Origin of the sequence: Pseudoalteromonas sp. S554 (assembly GCF_005930865.1) — a bacterium.
In the GTDB taxonomy this organism is placed as follows: domain Bacteria; phylum Pseudomonadota; class Gammaproteobacteria; order Enterobacterales; family Alteromonadaceae; genus Pseudoalteromonas; species Pseudoalteromonas marina.
Genome location: NZ_PNDV01000036.1, coordinates 25,007 through 42,250 on the forward strand (window position 1 = coordinate 25,007; position 17,244 = coordinate 42,250).

At 39.8% G+C, this 17,244-nt stretch carries 18 protein-coding genes and 1 pseudogene; 13 read left to right on the plus strand and 6 right to left on the minus strand.

Going from position 1 to position 17,244, the window contains the following annotated elements; all coding sequences use genetic code 11:
- Positions 1-2,625, minus strand: coding sequence for a flagellar hook-length control protein FliK (fliK, locus tag CWB65_RS09455; protein ID WP_138740459.1), 2,625 nt, complete (start codon positions 2,623-2,625; stop codon positions 1-3).
- Between the two features lie 113 nt (positions 2,626-2,738).
- Between fliK and ccmA the strand changes: the two genes are divergently transcribed.
- Genes ccmA through CWB65_RS09505 form a run of 10 tightly spaced genes read left to right on the plus strand, consistent with a single transcriptional unit; the run spans position 2,739 to position 10,456 of the window.
- Positions 2,739-3,359: a cytochrome c biogenesis heme-transporting ATPase CcmA gene (gene ccmA / locus CWB65_RS09460; RefSeq protein WP_138740471.1), complete on the plus strand. Its 621-nt coding sequence runs from the start codon at positions 2,739-2,741 to the stop codon at positions 3,357-3,359.
- Positions 3,359-4,045 (plus strand): heme exporter protein CcmB, encoded by a 687-nt coding sequence (ccmB, locus tag CWB65_RS09465; protein WP_006791396.1) that lies wholly within the window; start codon positions 3,359-3,361, stop codon positions 4,043-4,045. Before ccmA ends, ccmB begins: the two co-directional genes overlap by 1 nt.
- Positions 4,045-4,782, plus strand: coding sequence for a heme ABC transporter permease (locus CWB65_RS09470; RefSeq protein WP_008127600.1), 738 nt, complete (start codon positions 4,045-4,047; stop codon positions 4,780-4,782). Before ccmB ends, CWB65_RS09470 begins: the two co-directional genes overlap by 1 nt.
- A 2-nt stretch (positions 4,783-4,784) precedes the next feature.
- A complete protein-coding gene (gene ccmD, locus CWB65_RS09475; RefSeq protein WP_138740460.1) occupies positions 4,785-4,988 on the plus strand; it encodes a heme exporter protein CcmD in 204 nt (67 codons plus the stop codon).
- Positions 4,985-5,464 (plus strand): cytochrome c maturation protein CcmE, encoded by a 480-nt coding sequence (gene ccmE, locus CWB65_RS09480; RefSeq protein WP_138740461.1) that lies wholly within the window; start codon positions 4,985-4,987, stop codon positions 5,462-5,464. Before ccmD ends, ccmE begins: the two co-directional genes overlap by 4 nt.
- Before the next feature lie 2 nt (positions 5,465-5,466).
- Positions 5,467-7,437: a heme lyase CcmF/NrfE family subunit gene (locus CWB65_RS09485; RefSeq protein WP_138740462.1), complete on the plus strand. Its 1,971-nt coding sequence runs from the start codon at positions 5,467-5,469 to the stop codon at positions 7,435-7,437.
- Positions 7,434-8,003: a DsbE family thiol:disulfide interchange protein gene (locus CWB65_RS09490; protein ID WP_138740463.1), complete on the plus strand. Its 570-nt coding sequence runs from the start codon at positions 7,434-7,436 to the stop codon at positions 8,001-8,003. The genes CWB65_RS09485 and CWB65_RS09490 overlap by 4 nt, the downstream gene beginning before the upstream one ends.
- Positions 8,003-8,464: a cytochrome c-type biogenesis protein gene (locus CWB65_RS09495; protein WP_008127607.1), complete on the plus strand. Its 462-nt coding sequence runs from the start codon at positions 8,003-8,005 to the stop codon at positions 8,462-8,464. Before CWB65_RS09490 ends, CWB65_RS09495 begins: the two co-directional genes overlap by 1 nt.
- On the plus strand, positions 8,465-9,715 hold the full coding sequence (gene ccmI / locus CWB65_RS09500) for a c-type cytochrome biogenesis protein CcmI (RefSeq protein ID WP_010557078.1): 1,251 nt from the start codon (positions 8,465-8,467) through the stop codon (positions 9,713-9,715).
- Between the two features lie 9 nt (positions 9,716-9,724).
- Positions 9,725-10,456: an MlaA family lipoprotein gene (locus CWB65_RS09505; protein ID WP_138740464.1), complete on the plus strand. Its 732-nt coding sequence runs from the start codon at positions 9,725-9,727 to the stop codon at positions 10,454-10,456.
- A gap of 64 nt (positions 10,457-10,520) precedes the next feature.
- On the opposite strand, the gene CWB65_RS09510 is transcribed toward CWB65_RS09505, so the two are convergent.
- Positions 10,521-11,744 carry an EAL and HDOD domain-containing protein gene (locus CWB65_RS09510; protein ID WP_138740465.1) on the minus strand — a complete coding sequence of 408 codons (1,224 nt, stop codon included), beginning with the start codon at positions 11,742-11,744 and terminating at the stop codon, positions 10,521-10,523.
- Between the two features lie 332 nt (positions 11,745-12,076).
- On the opposite strand from CWB65_RS09510, the gene putP reads away from it, so the two are divergent.
- Positions 12,077-13,555 (plus strand): sodium/proline symporter PutP, encoded by a 1,479-nt coding sequence (putP, locus tag CWB65_RS09515; RefSeq protein ID WP_138740466.1) that lies wholly within the window; start codon positions 12,077-12,079, stop codon positions 13,553-13,555.
- Between the two features lie 71 nt (positions 13,556-13,626).
- Here putP and CWB65_RS09520 read toward each other — a convergent pair whose 3' ends face one another.
- Positions 13,627-13,941 (minus strand): YebG family protein, encoded by a 315-nt coding sequence (locus CWB65_RS09520; RefSeq protein WP_008127619.1) that lies wholly within the window; start codon positions 13,939-13,941, stop codon positions 13,627-13,629.
- Positions 13,942-14,258: 317 nt separating this feature from the next.
- Here CWB65_RS09520 and CWB65_RS09525 point away from each other — a divergent pair, with 317 nt between their 5' ends.
- Positions 14,259-14,555: a ComEA family DNA-binding protein gene (locus CWB65_RS09525; RefSeq protein ID WP_138740467.1), complete on the plus strand. Its 297-nt coding sequence runs from the start codon at positions 14,259-14,261 to the stop codon at positions 14,553-14,555.
- Positions 14,556-14,565: 10 nt separating this feature from the next.
- Here the strand turns inward: CWB65_RS09525 and CWB65_RS09530 are convergent, their stop codons facing one another.
- From CWB65_RS09530 to CWB65_RS09540, 3 genes and pseudogenes are all read right to left on the minus strand, one after another.
- Positions 14,566-14,868, minus strand: coding sequence for a DUF6170 family protein (locus CWB65_RS09530; protein ID WP_138740468.1), 303 nt, complete (start codon positions 14,866-14,868; stop codon positions 14,566-14,568).
- Positions 14,869-14,873: 5 nt separating this feature from the next.
- Entirely contained in the window at positions 14,874-15,392 is a 519-nt protein-coding gene (gene dsbB, locus CWB65_RS09535) for a disulfide bond formation protein DsbB (RefSeq protein WP_138740469.1), read from the minus strand.
- A gap of 241 nt (positions 15,393-15,633) precedes the next feature.
- Positions 15,634-16,604 (minus strand): annotated as a pseudogene (locus CWB65_RS09540) (integron integrase).
- Positions 16,605-16,835: 231 nt separating this feature from the next.
- On the opposite strand from CWB65_RS09540, the gene CWB65_RS09545 reads away from it, so the two are divergent.
- Positions 16,836-17,216: a hypothetical protein gene (locus tag CWB65_RS09545; protein WP_138740470.1), complete on the plus strand. Its 381-nt coding sequence runs from the start codon at positions 16,836-16,838 to the stop codon at positions 17,214-17,216.
- The last annotated feature ends 28 nt before the right edge of the window (positions 17,217-17,244 follow it).

The window sequence follows — 17,244 nt, forward strand, 5'->3', positions numbered from 1 at the left end:
CTACACCTTAATATTAATAATTGCATGGGATTTATAAAAAGCAGCATGGGTTGCCTCCCCTCGTTTTAGGTTTAGTTCAGCAACTTGTAAGCCGTGTTTAGCTAGTTTTGAGCGCAGGTTATCAAGGTGAGGGTGGGCAATGGCACTCACTTCTTGGCTTGATGCTAATAATTGGCAATCGAGCGATTTGTCCATTAGCTCGGCGGTAATTTGTAGTTGACCGAGATCAGCATAATCAAAATTTAATCTAACAAACCAGACATTTTTAGGCTCTAGCTTATCGGCCGATGGTTTTTTATATTGCCCTAGTGTTATTTCTGTTTGGGCTGCTTCTGGCGGTAATTTCATCGGAAGTAAAAACTGTGCCAGCGGGTTACTTTCGGGTTGCTGATTTGGTGTTGAAACACTTACCTGTGTGAGCGTGTTTTTAACCTGAGTAAGCTCTCCAGCAAGCGCTTGCACTTGTGATTGCTGAAGTTGCTCTAGTATTTTTGAACTTGCTTTGCCAGCTTTAAACGTAGGCATAAGCACCTGTAGTAATGCATCAATGCCTGTTTTTGAGTCAAAGGTAATTGGGGCTACAGATTGGTTAATAATAGGCGCCGCCAAAATACTAACCGCTAGCTGCTCAAGCCCTTTGGTAAAGCTACTTTGCAGGGTGTCATGCGTGAGGCTGTGAGGCTGCAGCGTCGCTAATATCTCTCTTTGCACGGCAGTCGGGCTAACGTTGCTGCTTGATACCATACGATTAAAAGCTTGATTAACCAGCGCGTTAAGGTCAGGTGTTTGCTTAGTCGCTTTAACTTGAATATCGGCTATTTGACTGCTCAATGAAATTTTTTCTTCAGTGAGTTTGTAAGTTGAATCATGCGATGGTGGCAGCTTTAAAAGCGGCGTTAATATTTTAGCTTCAATAGGTTGCAACATTTGGCTTGGTGAGGCAATAGTTGTTGTGTTACTAAATACTGTATTAAATTGGGTGTTACTTGCTGGTGTAGAAGGTACAGCATGTGTTTGTTGGGTTGCTGGGCTATTGGCTTTCAGGGTAGGGAGTGTGGCCAGTTTATTATCTGCATTAGATTGTTGAGCATGGCTAAGCCCCACTTTTGTAACAGGAAGAGAATTTAACTCTTTAATTGTCGTTTGTTTTTGTAGGTCGTTACTCAAGGTGGATTGAACTTGCACTGTTTGGTTTTTTAATACTTGCTCTGTATTTTTGGTTGCGGGTTCTGCCTTTATTTGAGCACTTAACAGTGCGCCTGATTGTGTACCTACCCCTGTTTTACTGTGGGCTGAGACTTTTTCGATTGGTGGCTGCTTATTTTCTGGTGTAATTGTCGTATTAGCATTGGGTATATGCAAATGACTACTGATAACTTTGGCACTAGGAGGTTGCCAAATAGCAACATTTGCTTTTATTAGCTGTGTTAACTGCACAATAGGGGGCAATTGAGAGAAGTGCTTAGGTAAAATATTAACAAGTTCAGTACTAGGCTTTTGCGCGCTATTAGCAACTTGTATACCTGCATTTTCAATTAAATTAATTCTACTTGTTAGCGAGGACGGGGCGATAAACTGTTTTTGTAAAGTGAGTGATGGTGCGATTTGAGATTTGTTTTCGTTTGCAAACGATTTGTTTTCAAAATAATTTACTGCATCATTGATTCGTGTTTTTAAATCACTAAAACTAGTTTGCAGCCAAGACTTTATAGGGCTATGAGTACTCACCAGCGGGCTTGCTTTAACGGTGTTATTAATCTGCGCTGGCGCGGTTTGTAAATTAGCGTGTTGCGCAGTAAGTAATTCATTAAAGGGTTTAGTAAAAGAGTTACTCAGCATCACTTTTACGCTTTGAGCTTGTGTTGTTATTACAAGCTTATCGGCTTGATTTGCAACAGTCACTTTCACGGGCGAGTTAGGCAGTTCAGCAAGCTGCGTGTTTGATACTTGCGTGGTGAAAGAGCCTGATTTTTGCGGATGCGTTAAAATGGCTAATTTAGGCGTTGCCTGTAGTTGTGCATTGGGTAACAAGCTTGCTAGCATTTTAACCAGCTTTGTTTGGCTTAACGGCTGGGTATGAACGGTATCAGCAAAGCGGTTAATAACATCAATTTGCGCGCCTTTACTGTTGGTACTTATGACTAGTTTTAAAGGTTGCTCTGTGCTGAGTAGCTGAGCAACCTCTTTATTAATAGCAATACTAGCATTGAGCTTATCAATAATTAGCTTTGGTGCAGGCGCTAAAGCAAGCTGAACTGAAAGTGGCTTGCTTTCAACCTCTGCGCCGGTACTAATGAAATTTAATAAGCGTTGTAATTGGGCAGGCTGGTTAAGTTTAATTGTTGCTACATTTGGCAAAATAGATAGCTGCTTTCCGTCTTCGCTTAGTTGTATGCGCGCGCTAGCAATTTTATCTAAAGATTGAGGGGCATTGCTTGTGCCTAGTCTGAGCGTTTGCCATTGCTTATTAACCAGCACTTCTAGCGTGATAGAGTCTTTTGAAAATTGAATGTTTTTAGCCGCAAGTACTTCACTTGGTATTTGTGGTAACTCATTGGTTTGGTTATTAGTTGATGAATTGATAACCAATGAATTGGATAATGTTATTTGCGTTGGCGTATTCATTATTTTAAATCAAGTTTTCTCTATTTTAAGTGAATCGATTTTAAAGCAATATTCGTATTACCCTATCATTATGGTAGACTAACGCCTAATTTTTGGCAGAGAGAATCGTCATCTTGTTACACATTAAGTCCGTCTCCTGCATCAAGCAAGAACGTTGTTTGTTTGCGGACCTTAATTTTAGCCTTAAAAGCGGTCAAATCATGCAATTAGCGGGTCCTAATGGGGCTGGTAAAACATCGTTATTGCGTATCATCGCTGGCTTTTCTGCGCCTGATGAAGGCGAAGTTTTGTATCAAGAACGCTCAATAAATAAATACTATGAAGAGTTCGCCCACGACTTACTTTTTATAGGCCACAAAACGGGTGTTAACATTCAGTTGAGCGCTGTTGAAAATGTACGCTTTTGGTTACGGATCAACGGTTATTCAAATGAGCCCGACCTACACCCAATTTTAGCAAAACTAGGCTTGGTTGGTCTTGAAGATGTGCCTGTTAGAATGCTGTCGGCAGGCCAGCAACGACGAGTTGCATTAGTTAGACTTTGGCTAAGCGACGCAAATTTATGGGTGTTAGACGAGCCATTTACTGCGCTCGATAAAAGCGGTGTTGCGTTTTTGCAGCAGCGATTTACTCAACATTTAAATAATAATGGCGCCATATTATTAACTACCCACCAAGACCTAACTGCTCACTTTAGTGATTTACAAACAATCACATTGGAGTACCGCCACTGATGACTCGTCAACACTCTTATTGGTTACTATTCAGTGCGGTTTTTACTAAAGATATAAAGCTTGCCTTTCGCCAGCGAGCTGAAATTGTAAACCCAATATTGTTTTTTTTAATTGTTATTTCTTTGTTTCCGTTAGCAATAGGTCCTGAGCCCGGTCTGCTTGCTAGAATGGCGCCCGGTATTATTTGGGTTGCAGCTTTACTCTCTACCATGTTGGGCTTAGATAAACTGTTTAGAGATGACTTTAATGATGGGTCTCTTGAGCAGTTAATTGCCTCATCGTACCCATTGTCACTTACAGTGCTTGCAAAAGTGGCTGCACATTGGGTTGTGACGGGGTTGCCCCTTGTATTAATGACACCGTTATTCGCGTTATTACTTAATTTAGATAGTAATGCGCTGGTGGCCACTGTTTTAACGTTATTATTGGGTACACCGTTATTAAGTTTTATTGGTGCAATAGGTGCTGGGCTTACTGTTGGGCTACAAAAAGGGGGTATTTTGATGAGTTTACTCGTACTGCCTTTGTATATTCCTGTTCTAATTTTTGCAACGTCGGCTATCGATACCAGTGTTATGTCGCTGGATTATAGCGGGCAACTTGCCATCCTTGGTGCTATGTTAGTCATCGCGATTATTAGCGCACCAATCGCCATATCGTCAGCTTTAAAAGTGAGTATAAGTTAATGTGGAAGTGGTTACATCCCTATGCTAAAGCAGAGCGTGCATACCAGTTATGCAATACGTTACTGCCTTATTTTGCCGTAGTTACGGTTGTTAGTATGCTCGTTGGTTGGGTGTGGGGGCTTGGTTTTGCACCTGCCGATTACCAACAAAAAGACAGCTACCGTATCATTTTTATTCACGTTCCTTCTGCCATTTTATCAATGGGGGCATATTCCTCTATGGCCATTGCTGCCATTGTTGCGCTTGTATGGCAACTCAGAAACGCAGAACTTGCCGTTATAGCAATTGCACCTGTTGGCGCATGCATGACTGCAATAGCACTTATAACCGGGGCTGCATGGGGTAAACCTATGTGGGGCGCTTGGTGGGTGTGGGATGCACGACTCACATCGGAGCTTATTTTATTATTTTTATATTTGGGCGTAATTTCGTTATACCACGCTTTTGAAGATAAAAAATCAGCGGGCCGTGCTGCATCTATCTTAGCGATTGTAGGGGTGATCAATTTACCAATCATTCACTTTTCGGTTGAGTGGTGGAACACCCTCCATCAGGGAGCAAGCATCACTAAATTTAATACCAATGCGGTTGACCCAAGCATGTTTTGGCCATTAATGGTAAATATTTTAGCCTTTGCAGCGTTTGTTGGCACAGTCACTTTAATTCGTCTTAAAAATGAAATTTTGCAACGTGAAAAGCATCGCCCATGGGTGCGCCAGTTGCTTAATAGGGGGTAATTATGCAGTTTGACTCTTTTTCTGATTTTATTGCAATGGGAGGCTATGGGTTTTATGTATGGCTTTCATTTGGCACATGCGCACTTATTTTACTGGGTATTTTAGTGAGCTCTTTAAGAGATACTAAGCATATTATGGCTTCAGTAGAGCAACAAATTGTGCGTGAAGAGCGTATAAAACAAGCCAAGCAGGAGAAAGCATCATGAACCCTAGACGTAAAAAACGCTTATTAGTGATTGTTGCTATTTTATTTGGTTTGGGTTCTGCCATAGGCTTAGTGCTTTATGCTTTACAAGAAAACATAAACCTATTTTATACCCCAAGCGAATTGATTGATGGCAAAGGCCCAAACAAAGAAAAACCTTTTATTGGTCAAAAGCTTCGTATTGGCGGCATGGTAGTACCTGGAACTGTTGAAAGAAACGAGCAAAGCTTAGAAGTGAGTTTTAAATTAATTGATACAGGTCCATTAGTGACTGTGAGATATCAGGGGATATTGCCTGATCTGTTTCGTGAGGGGCAGGGTATTGTTGCGCAAGGTGTTTTAATTGAGCCTAATGTCATTGAAGCGTTTGAAGTACTGGCCAAGCATGATGAAGAATACATGCCTGCAGAAGTTGCTGAAGCGGTTAAAGGTATTAAGCATGAAAAACCAAAATACAACTTAGATAGTGGTAATTAGCTATGATCCCAGAAATTGGTTATTTTTCTTTAACGCTTGCCATGGTGCTGAGCGTTTTGTTATGTATTTTTCCACTTTGGGGCGCGCATACAGGAAATCTTCGCTTAATGCGTGCTGCCCCCTCTTTAGCTATTGGCCAGTTTGCGTTTGTATTAATTTCGTTTGCTGCGCTTATTTACGCAAGTTTAACTGACGACTTTACCGTATCTTATGTGGCGTATCATTCGAGTAGCACACTGCCATGGTATTACAAAATAACATCGACTTGGGGCGGTCATGAAGGAGCAATATTGCTTTGGTTAGTGATGCAAGCAGGATGGACTGCCGTCGTTGCTGCTCGCTCAAAGTCATTACCTTGGGTTCTACGTGCCCGTGTTTTAGGCGTGCTTGGTTTTTTAGGTGTTGGTTTCATGATGTATACCTTACTATTATCAAGCCCATTTGAACGTTTACTTCCTTATTTTCCGGTAGAAGGGCGAGATTTGAATCCGCTTTTACAAGACCCCGGTATGATCATTCACCCGCCATTACTTTACATGGGTTATGTTGGGCTATCGGTTGCTTTTTCGTTTGCTATTGCAGCACTATTAACAGGTAAGCTTGATAACACGTGGGCCAAATGGTCACGTCCATGGACAATGACCGCGTGGGGCTTTTTAAGTTTAGGTATTACTATTGGCAGTTGGTGGGCTTATGCAGAGCTTGGCTGGGGTGGCTGGTGGTTTTGGGATCCAGTAGAAAACGCGTCCCTTATGCCTTGGCTTGTTGCAACCGCTTTACTTCATTCGCTGAGCGTGACAGAAAAGCGCGGCATTTTTAAATCGTGGACCGTATTACTGGCAATTGCAGCATTTTCGTTAAGCTTGCTGGGAACGTTTATTGTGCGTTCAGGTATTATTGTATCAGTTCATGCGTTTGCAACTGATCCCGACAGAGGCCTGTTTATACTCGCCTTTTTAGGAATAGTTGTTGGCGGTGGTTTGGCGCTTTACGCATTACGCGTATCGCAAGTTCATAGCGAAGGACGCTACAAATTTGTATCGCGCGAAGTGGCACTGTGGCTAAACAATATCTTTTTAGTTGTGGCGACCTTAATTGTATTATTGGGTACTTTATTGCCTATGGTACACAAAGAAATGGGCTTAGGCAGTATTTCTATAGGTGAACCGTTCTTTAATAAAATGTTTGCAATACTACTTGTGCCATTTGCTATTTTAATGGGCATTGGTCCTTTTTTACGCTGGAAGCAAAACAAATGGGCGTTTTTGCAAAATAAAATTGTTGTAGGTATTTTGGCCAGTGTGGCGATTACTTGTGTTTGGTTGTTCTCAGCTTACGACGAAGTGAAACCACTTACGCTATTAGCAACAACGCTGGGTGTGTGGGTTGCTGTTTCAACCTTGATTGACATTTACACTAAAGCCGCAGTGCATGGCACATTAAAAGAAGGGTTAAAACGCTTAGGTGTTAGTTATTGGGCAATGGTGCTAGGCCACATTGGTATGGCATTTGTTATTGCGGGCGTTGCGTTAACCTCTGCGTACTCTGTTGAGCGTGATGTATCGATGAAGAAAGGCGATATAGTGCAGCTTAATCAATACAACTACCGCTTTGAAGGCGTTAAAACAATCCGTGGACCTAATTACAGTGGCCATGCTGGTGTTGTTACGGTGCTAAAAAACAATGATGTAGTCACTCGTTTATACGCTGAAAAACGTAAATACGATATTGGCATGCAATTTATGACAGAAGCCGCCATTGATGCTGGCTTTACACGTGATTTATACCTTGCTCTCGGTGAGCAATTAAGCCAAGGGGCTTGGTCGCTCCGCATATACCACAAGCCGTTTGTGCGTTGGTTATGGATTGGTGGTGTATTAATTTCACTTGCAGGGTTTATGATTTTGTTTGATAAACGTTACCGTACATCTGCAAAAACAGCTCGAAAAGCAGCAGCGGAGAGTGTGTTATGAACCGTAAATTGTTAGCTATAGCGCCTCTTTTAGTATTTGCTTTTGTATGTGTGTTTTTATACCAAGGTTTATTTGCAAACCCACGCGAAATACAAACTGGGCGAATAGGCCATGAAATGCCTGCTTTTACGCTTCCTGATTTAATGCAAGACAACAAGCAATGGACTAACGAAGCGTTAAAAGGCGAGGTATATTTACTAAATGTATGGGGCACTTGGTGCCCAACTTGTTTAGCTGAGCTGGGCTACTTAACAAAGCTGCGAGAGCAAGGCATTAAAATTATTGGCTTGTATTATGTGCAAGGCTACGACGCCGACTTTGATGGCCCGTTTGACATGCAAGCACTACGTACTGAAGTACAAGATATGCTTGAGCGTGCGGGTAACCCTTATCAGTTTAATATTTTGGATTTACATCGAACGCTGTCGTTAGATTTGGGTGTTTCAGGTGCGCCAGAAACATTTTTAATCGATAAAAACGGCACTATTTTGCTACACCATACCGGTGATATAAATCCACGAGTATGGCGTTCTAAATTTGCACCTATGATGCAGGAGCTAAAATAATGAAGTGGCTATTGTTTTCACTCAGCCTTTTACTAACTACGAGTGCATTAGCGCAAACTGATCGCTACGTATTTGATACCGACGAGCAAGCGGTTCGTTTTGAAGAGCTTACAAAAGAACTTCGTTGCCCTAAATGTCAAAATCAAAACATTGCTGATTCAGACGCTATTGTTGCCAAAGACCTACGTGAAAGAGTGGTAGAGCTAGTTAAAGAAGGCAACACCAAAGATGAAGTAATTGACTACATGATTGACCGCTATGGTTACTTTGTTCATTACGACCCACCTGTTACACCTGCAACACTAGTACTTTGGGTGTTGCCGGTATTAATTGTTATTGTTGGGTTTGGTTTTATTGTCATTCGTCAGCGTAAAGCGTCTGTAAAGCAGACTTGGAGCAACCAAGATGAAGTACTTTTAAATAAGCTAATTGAACAAAATAAACGTCAGGAGCAAAGTTAAATGATTTTAATGTGGGCGTGTTTTGCTTTACTCACACTGATTGCACTGGCGTTTGTTATGCTGCCTTTTTTACAAAAAGAGCGTGTTAAAACAATTACTCACAACGCAAATGCCGAGCTTATAAGTATTTACGAACAACGTTTGGTTGATTTAAAAACCGATTTAGATAATCAACGTATAGATGATGCTAACTATTCTGAATCGATAGTTGAACTAAAACGCCGTTTGCTTAATGAGCTTTCTCCAGAAAAGTCATTAATTAGCAAAGGTAACAACCGTATTTTTGCCCTGACAGGGGGCGCATTTGTTATTGCACTAAGCGGTATTTTTTATAGTTTAACGGGTAGTCAACAGCAAATTTCAGCATGGCACGATGCCATGGATAACCTGACCGAATACGGTGAGCGCGCTGTGATGCAAAAAGGCGAGCAGCTTACTCAAAATGAGTTACAAGCATTTGCACTGGCGTTACGCACCAAGTTAAGCCGTTCAGGCGATGATGAAATGGCATGGATGTTACTTGGTCGTGTTGCCATGTCACTGAATGAATTTGATATGGCTCAGCAGTCATTTGATAAAGCACTGCGCATGAACCCTGATAATAAACAGGTGTTAATAAGTTACAGCCAAATCTTGCTACTTGAGGGTAGCGAAGCGAATATGACGCGTGCAGCGGGTATGTTGTCTAAAGTGTTAAACGCAGAACCGACTAACTTAGATGCTATTTCGTTATTAGCGCTCATTGCTTACGAGCGAAAAGACTGGCCTCAAGCTAAAGCCGCCTTTGAAGTATTGCTAGCCAGTATGGAAAAAAATGATTCTCGCTATGGTTTAATATCTCAGCGTATTGCAGATATAGAACTGCAAATGCAAAGCGAAGGCTCGGTAATGCCAGTAACTAAAGCCAACAGCATTGCTGTTACCGTTAATGTTGCTAGTGAGCTTATAAATAAACTGCCTGAAAAGGGGACTTTATTTGTATTTGCAAAAGCGGCAAATGGTTCGCCAATGCCGATTGCTGCTGTAAAACTCACTTCATATTCATTCCCTGTTACAGTTGAGTTAAACGATAGCACTGCCATGGTTGAAGGTATGAACTTGTCTAGCGCAGAAGATATTATTATATCGGCGCGTATTTCGCTTGATGACTCTGTTATGCCAAGTTCAGGTGAATTAGAAGGGCATTCTGGCTCATTAAAGCGTGAAAGTGTAAGTGAATACCAACTTAAAATAGATACATTAATACCTTAAGGACGAAAAATGTTAAGACAAAGTTTAGCTTTTTTAAGCTTTTTGATACTGGCCGGTTGTGCGCAAGTACCAGAAAGCAAAGTTGATGAAAGAGATCCACTGCAAAGTATTAACCGTCCGTTGTATGACTTTAATATGGATGTTTTAGACGCTTACATACTTCGCCCAGCAGCGGTTGGTTATGTTGCCGTGACTCCTGTGCCTGTGCGTCAAAGCATTGTTCACTTTACGGATAACCTAACTGCACCGGTTGATATAGTAAATGCTGGGCTACAGGGTAAACCGGGTAACGCAAGTGTAAGCCTTGCGCGCTTTTTAGTGAATTCTACCGTGGGCATTTTTGGTATTTTTGATGTTGCTAGCTCGCTTGGTTTAAATCGAGTTGATGAAGATTTTGGCCAAACAATGGGTGTGTGGGGCATTGGTGATGGTGCATACTTAATGCTACCTGCAATGGGGCCTACTACAGCAAGAAACTTAACCGGTGACGTAGTAGACAACTTTGTTCTGCCTGAAATTGCCTTAACTACGCCACAAACGGTGCTAGTATTTGCGTTAAAAGCGGTAGAAGCGCGTGCTTCATTGATGGCGCAAGAAGGGCTTTTAAATGACTCACTTGACCCGTATTTATTTGTAAAAGATATTTATTTTCAGCGTCAGTTATTCGAACTTTACGATGGCAACCCGCCAATTAAAGAAGAGCCTGCCGACTTTGATGAAGACTTTTTAGAAAGTTTATAAGCCAAATCAAAATAAAAACGCCAGCTTAATGCTGGCGTTTTTATAGAATAATGCTTGGCAAGTATTAGGTATTAACCATCAAACTCATTTGCTCGTTCACCCAACTAAGTGCCTCGTGATACGCATCAGGTACTTTATCTGCAATATTAAGTGCTGTTGAAATGTCGTTTGCTTGTGACCAATCAGCCTTTTCGTAATGTTTAACAAGGTTTAAGTATTGCGCTAATAACCCCTCGTTATCTAACAGAGCTGCCTTAATATCGTTAGACAAAGGAAGCTTTTGCATCACACTTTGCATACTTTCATCTAAAATAGCGTCCATTAACGACATCATACCGGTTAAAAATGCCATGCCGGTGTCTTTCATTTGGCCATGTGAAATAGCTAACAGTTCACAAAAGCGAGCGCGTGTAAGTGATAGCCTAATTAACTCTACCGGTTTATCAGCCGATACTTGTGCAGCAAATAACAAAGAGAGAAGTTTTTTGATCTCTTGGGCACCTAAAACAATAAGTGCTTGTTTTATAGTGCTTATTTCAGCTCGTCGTGTAAAGGCTGCTGAGTTTGAGTATCGGAGCAGTTTGTAAGATAGGTTTACGTCGCGCTCAAATACATCGGTGATTTTTTTTAGGTCCATCTCTACACTTGACGTTTGGTAAAGTAATTCTGCAAGTGCCATTTCTGATGGTGGTAACGCTTTACTTTGCACCATTTCTGGTTTTGAAAAGAAAAACCCTTGAAAATAATCAAAACCAAGCTCTAACGCTAAGCTATATGCTTCGTAGGTTTCTACTTTTTCAGCTAAAAGCTTTATATGAGGGTGCGCCTTTAGCTCTTTTATAATGGTTTTTATTGTTGCTAAATCACATGTTAAAAAGTCGATTTTAATAATATCGATAAACGGATAAAAGTGGCGCCACACCGGCTGGTGAATGTAATCATCGAGCGCGATGGTGTAGCCTTTGTCTTTGAGGTTTTTAACAATCGCAAGTAAACGTTTACCCGGTTGAATTGTTTCAAGTATTTCTACAACAATGGTGTCTTTACCCAACAGGGTAGGGTAACCCTTAAGTAAGGTTTCTAGTGTAAAGTTAATATAAGCGGGTTTGTTATCGGTTAAGTCTTCTAAACCAAAGTTAAACTGACTGCCCTCAATTAAGCGTGTAGTTGCTTCGTCACCATCTATATTGGGAAATACATTATCCACGCCATCACGAAATAAAAGCTCATAACCAATAAGCTCTTTATCACGATTTAAAATAGGTTGGCGCGCAGCATAAAAATACATAAAAAAATCCGTGTCAGTCGAGTCAGTCGCTATTGTAATAATATATTAGAAAACATACAAAATAGCATGCTGTATATTTTACTAAATAATAAAATATCATTATTAAATAAAAGCGTTTGGCTATTTTTTTGCGTGTAAAAAAGTTTTTTTAGCAATTGTTTTCAACATGATTATTTTTAAACTAAGAAAATGCAACAAATAGAGATTTTTGTTACAAGCATGATATAGTCCAAAGGAATGCTTTTATCCTAATAGTGACTTTATTATAAAATTTTAAGAGTCAATATTCGGATCAAAAGCCTGCTACTTTTAATTGTTTTATGGAGGCGAATTTGGAAACAGGAATGATCATTTCATTGTCACTATATTTTGTTGTTATGTTAGGTATTGGTTTATATGCCTATAAGCAGTCAACAAGTGATGTTTCTGGTTATATGCTGGGTGGTAGAAACTTGTCGCCAAGTGTTGCAGCACTCTCAGCGGGTGCTTCAGATATGAGTGGCTGGATTTTAATGGGGTTACCTGGCGCCATGTTTGTTACTGGCTTAAGTAGCACATGGATTGCATTTGGCTTAATTGCCGGTGCATGGTTAAACTACTTTTTAGTCGCGCCGCGTTTAAGGGTTTACACTGAGAAAGCTAATGACTCCATTACCATCCCTGATTACTTTTCTAACCGATTTAACGATGAATCAAATTTACTCCGTGTTGTGTCGGCTGTTGTAATTATTGTGTTCTTCACACTGTATACCTCTTCAGGTGTTGTTGCCGGTGGTAAACTATTTGAAAGCTCATTTGGCTTAAGCTACGAAATGGGGCTATACATCACAACGGGTGTTGTTGTTTTGTATACACTCTTTGGCGGCTTTTTAGCGGTTAGCTTAACTGACTTCGTGCAAGGCTGTATTATGTTTATTGCACTTATTTTAGTACCCGCTGTAGCTTACTCTTTGCTAGAGCAACCACTGCAGTCAACCCTAAACAGTGTTAATCCAGACATGCTAAGTTGGATAGGCGCAGGGTCTGCGCTAGGTATTATTTCAGCAATGGCGTGGGGCTTGGGTTACTTTGGTCAACCACATATTATTGTTCGCTTTATGTCGGTGCGCAGTGTTAAAGATATGCCAACAGCACGTCGTATTGGTATGTCTTGGATGATTGTCGCTGCAATTGGTGCGGTAGGTACGGGTATTTTTGGTGCAGCATACACTTATGAAAACAATATAGTTGTGGATGATCCTGAAACTATATTCTTGATCCTGTCAGAGCTGTTGTTTCATCCACTTATTGCTGGCTTTTTACTTGCGGCAATATTAGCTGCAATAATGAGTACAATTTCATCTCAGCTATTAGTAAGCTCAAGCTCACTAACTGAAGATTTTTACAAAACATTTTTACGTAAAGAAGCCAGTGACGCAGAGCTTGTACTAGTAGGGCGCATTAGTGTGTCTATTGTGGCAATACTTGCTATTTACCTCGCATACGATAGAGACAGTTCTATTTTAGACTTAGTGAGTAATGCATGGGCTGGCTTTGGTGCTGCATTTGGCCCGCTTGTATTGTTTAGCCTTTACTGGAAACGTATGAACTTTGCGGGTGCGCTTTCAGGTATGGTTGTGGGTGCAGTTACTGTTTTACTATGGATTTACGGCCCATTCACAATCAACGGTGAAAGTTTAAGTAGCGTAATGTACGAAATTGTCCCAAGCTTTATACTTGCAAGTATTGCTATTGTAGTTGTAAGTTTAGCAACCAATGAGCCTAACTCAGATATAACAACGTTATTTGATGAAGTTGAAAAAGAGCTTTAATTAATATTCGTTTTTATAAAAGCTATAAAAAAGGGAGCAACTAAGTTGCTCCCTTTTTATTTGCAAAATGTTTAGCTTGCTTGTTTAGCGTTGTTATCGTCAATAGATGCAACGTTATCTGATTTTTTATTTTTACTTGCCGCTTTAGTAGTAGGCTCTTTGGCACCTTTAAGTACCGACATAAAGTCGTCTTTACTTTTTGCTATTTCTAACGCAAGCGATTCTATTTGTTGCTCACTCAATGGCACGTCTACTTTTTCTAGCATCAGCTCAAGTGATTCTGCTATGTCTAGCATTTTGTCATAGGCATCAGCTTCTTTCTTAGTAGTAAACGTCATACGCTCGACTCCGTTTCGTTCTACAACATATTTAACAACAACAGCCATGATTTCTCCTGCAAACTTGCTTGGCACTGTGGTTTATAAAAAACCATAAGATTACTGTTTTTATATACAGTAAAGGTTTACAAGTAAATATGCAAGCGCAGAGTTGTAATTTTTAAGTGTCTTAAATTTGACAAAAAACGGTAACTTAACTTTATTTAATATATCACTTGGTTGTACCAGCTGCATTTTAAGGATTTCGGATAAAAGTGATAATGCATTTAGGTACTTCCAAAGTGGCTAGCCTCGCGTTTGTCATTTATGGTCTTCCCTAATAATTAAAATAAATATGTTCTAAAATGGACAATAAGGACGAATAAATGAAAATATTTAAACTTTTACTTATAGCAAGTTTGCTAAGTATCCTACCCATTACTACCTCTTACGCGCAATTACCTGAAGTGAGCAAATCTATGGCTCCCATCGAAGCGGTAAGTATTAATGATGCAGATGCAAAAATGTTGGCTAAACTTCCTGGAATTGGTAAAAAGAAAGCACAAGCAATAGTAAATTACCGAGATGAAAATGGTTCATTTACAAGCCTTGAGGACTTGGCCAAAGTGAAGGGGATTGGCAAAAAAGTAATGGCTAAGTTAGAAGGAAAAGTTAAACTTTAGCAAAAGGGCGCTAAGCGCCCTTTTCATGTTGTTGTAGTGCATCGTCTAAGTTTTTTCTGGCAAAATTTATATCGACCGGAGAGGTTAATAACGGATAAAAAAGCCCACCGAGTATTAAAAAGGGAATGATTATCCAACCTTCAAAAAGTGTAAATATTAAAAACAACGGGCTTAATAGCAATATTTTGATAATACGCAGTAATACACGGTCGGTAGGTGACAGCATTGATAAAGACCGTGCTATAACAAGCTGTCTCTCGCGTATTTTTAAATGTTGCAACTGTTTAAGTTGACTAGAAAAAAAGGTAAACATAATTATTAAACCGTTCTTTTTAGTATTAAGCGACTACCTAATACAATAAAAAATGTTAGAGCGAATAGCCCAAAAATAATTTCCATCCAAGCCGGCATACTGAGCGATAAAAACTCCCAATCTATGTTACCGCAATCGCCAGTGGCTTCAAAAAAGCTCGGTATCCATTCATGCAGCGGCATAAACGATGGAAAGTTAGGCTCAAACTCGCAGCTAAACGCAAACGGATCTGTTGTTGTTTGCATATCTATGTGCTCACGGGCAATTAAATACCCCCAAATGCTCGATACACCCCAAGTAATGTAAGCAACTATACGCATTATTTTACTTTGTGGATTAATTGACCCAACAATACCCGCGCCAAGTAATCCTAACACCGCGGTACGTTGATAAATACACATAATGCAGGGCGCTAACCCCATTTTATATTGAAAAAACAATGCGGTTACTTCTAGCATAAAAACAATCGCAGTGAATAAAAGCCAAGGTGTTCGTTGAGTCGGTAATTGCGCAAGCCAGTTCATAAAAAGTCCGCTAATAAATAAGGCGTTAGATTATGACGCACGAAAAAGTACGCGGCAACAAAAAGAGGTATATAAAAAAGTTTTATAGATATCCTCCAAATATTGTTTCAGTATTCTAAATGGCTATATTGAAATACTTTGTGATATGTTTTTATGCATATTGTGGTTTTGATGGATTTACATTCTTGCTACTGGAAAATATGTGCTTTGTCCATTTGTTTGCCTCATGGCGGGTTTTACGCTAGAAAATTTTGCTTAATGGGCTAACAACACCGTTTGCCCCTTGCTGTAAGACATGAGTGTAAATCTGCGTGGTTTAACATCTGTATGGCCTAACTGAGCTTGCACCGTTCTTATATCTGCTCCACTTTGTAATAAGTGTGTTGCAAAAGAATGGCGAAAGGTATGAGTGGTCACAATCTTTGTAATATTGGTTTGCTTTAATGCCTTTTTAACCGCTTTCCTAACACATGTTGGATGGAAGTGATGACGCCGTATCTCGCCAGTTTCTGGATCACTTCTTAATTTATAAGAAGGAAATAAGTATTGCCACGCGAGTGATTTGTTAGCTGACGAATATTTACGAGCTAAAGCGTTTGGCATCCATACGCCAGTGTATTGTTCGTTTTGTAAATCTAATCGCAAATATTCTTCAACTTGCATTATTTGATTTCTAAGTAACGGGAGCAACTCAGTTGCAAGGGTAACGATACGATGTTTATTGCCTTTCCCGTTCCAAATTTGAATACATTTATAATCAAAATCAATGTCTTTTACTCGCAGTTGCACAGCTTCCATCACTCGCAAGCCACTACCATACATAAACCCCACGATTAAGTAATATCGCTCAGATAGATGAATCATCAATTGTTTGACCTCATCGGGTGTCATTACAACAGGCAATTTGGGTTGTCGTTTACTTCGAGCAAACTTCAAGTTTAACGAAAGTTCATTTTTGACAATATGTTTATATAAAAAAGCTAGTGCATTTAAAGCTGCACTTTGTGTTTTAGCTGAAATGTTACGTTTTAATACAATATGGTCCAAAAACGCTTCGACTTCTGAATTTCCCATTGAGCTTGGGTGGCGTTTGTTGTGAAAGTGAATAAAGTTTGCGATCCAACTCAAATAAGCATTAATAGTTCTTAGTGAATACTGTCGAGTGAGCATATAGTCTGCAATGTAATTTAAATACGCAGAGCGAGTTTTCATTTTCAATCCATTGAATTGGTGCTGTATTTATATACAGTTATAGCTCAGTCGCTCGTTTTATACTGAGAAGAAAACGCGCATGTATGAATTTTAATAACACTGGCAATTAGTTGGCAAGTTTGTTAAAAATAAACCAATAAGAAAACGAGCTACGCTATGGTAGAAATACGCGCGATTAGCTCGCTATAAACATGTTAGGTAACAAGGAACGTATAGCGTTTAATTTATATTATGGATTTTAATCAATTAGAAAAACCTCTTTTAGAACTAGATCCTATCTTCGAAAAATTTGCTAATAAACACAGTTTAATAATTACAAAAAATCAGAAAGATTGTCCAGAGCGCTCAATTGTTTGGGGCACTAACGTTAGATGCTTAATTCAGCTTTACCTTTCATCTGAAACTGGTGGATATTTTAATTTATGGTTGTGTGCATCTGAAGATACAGCTAATGAACGTTTCTGGAAGCACGAAACTCCCATAAAGGCTTTGAAAATTGATGACTTCAAAACGGATTTATATGAGTTACTTGAAGAGTCTTTTGTAAAACTTAATACGTGGGCAAATGATAGAAGTACTTTAGAGTTTGCCACAAAGCTAGGTAAGGTGTAATTTGTTACCTAACACATATGAGCCTTAA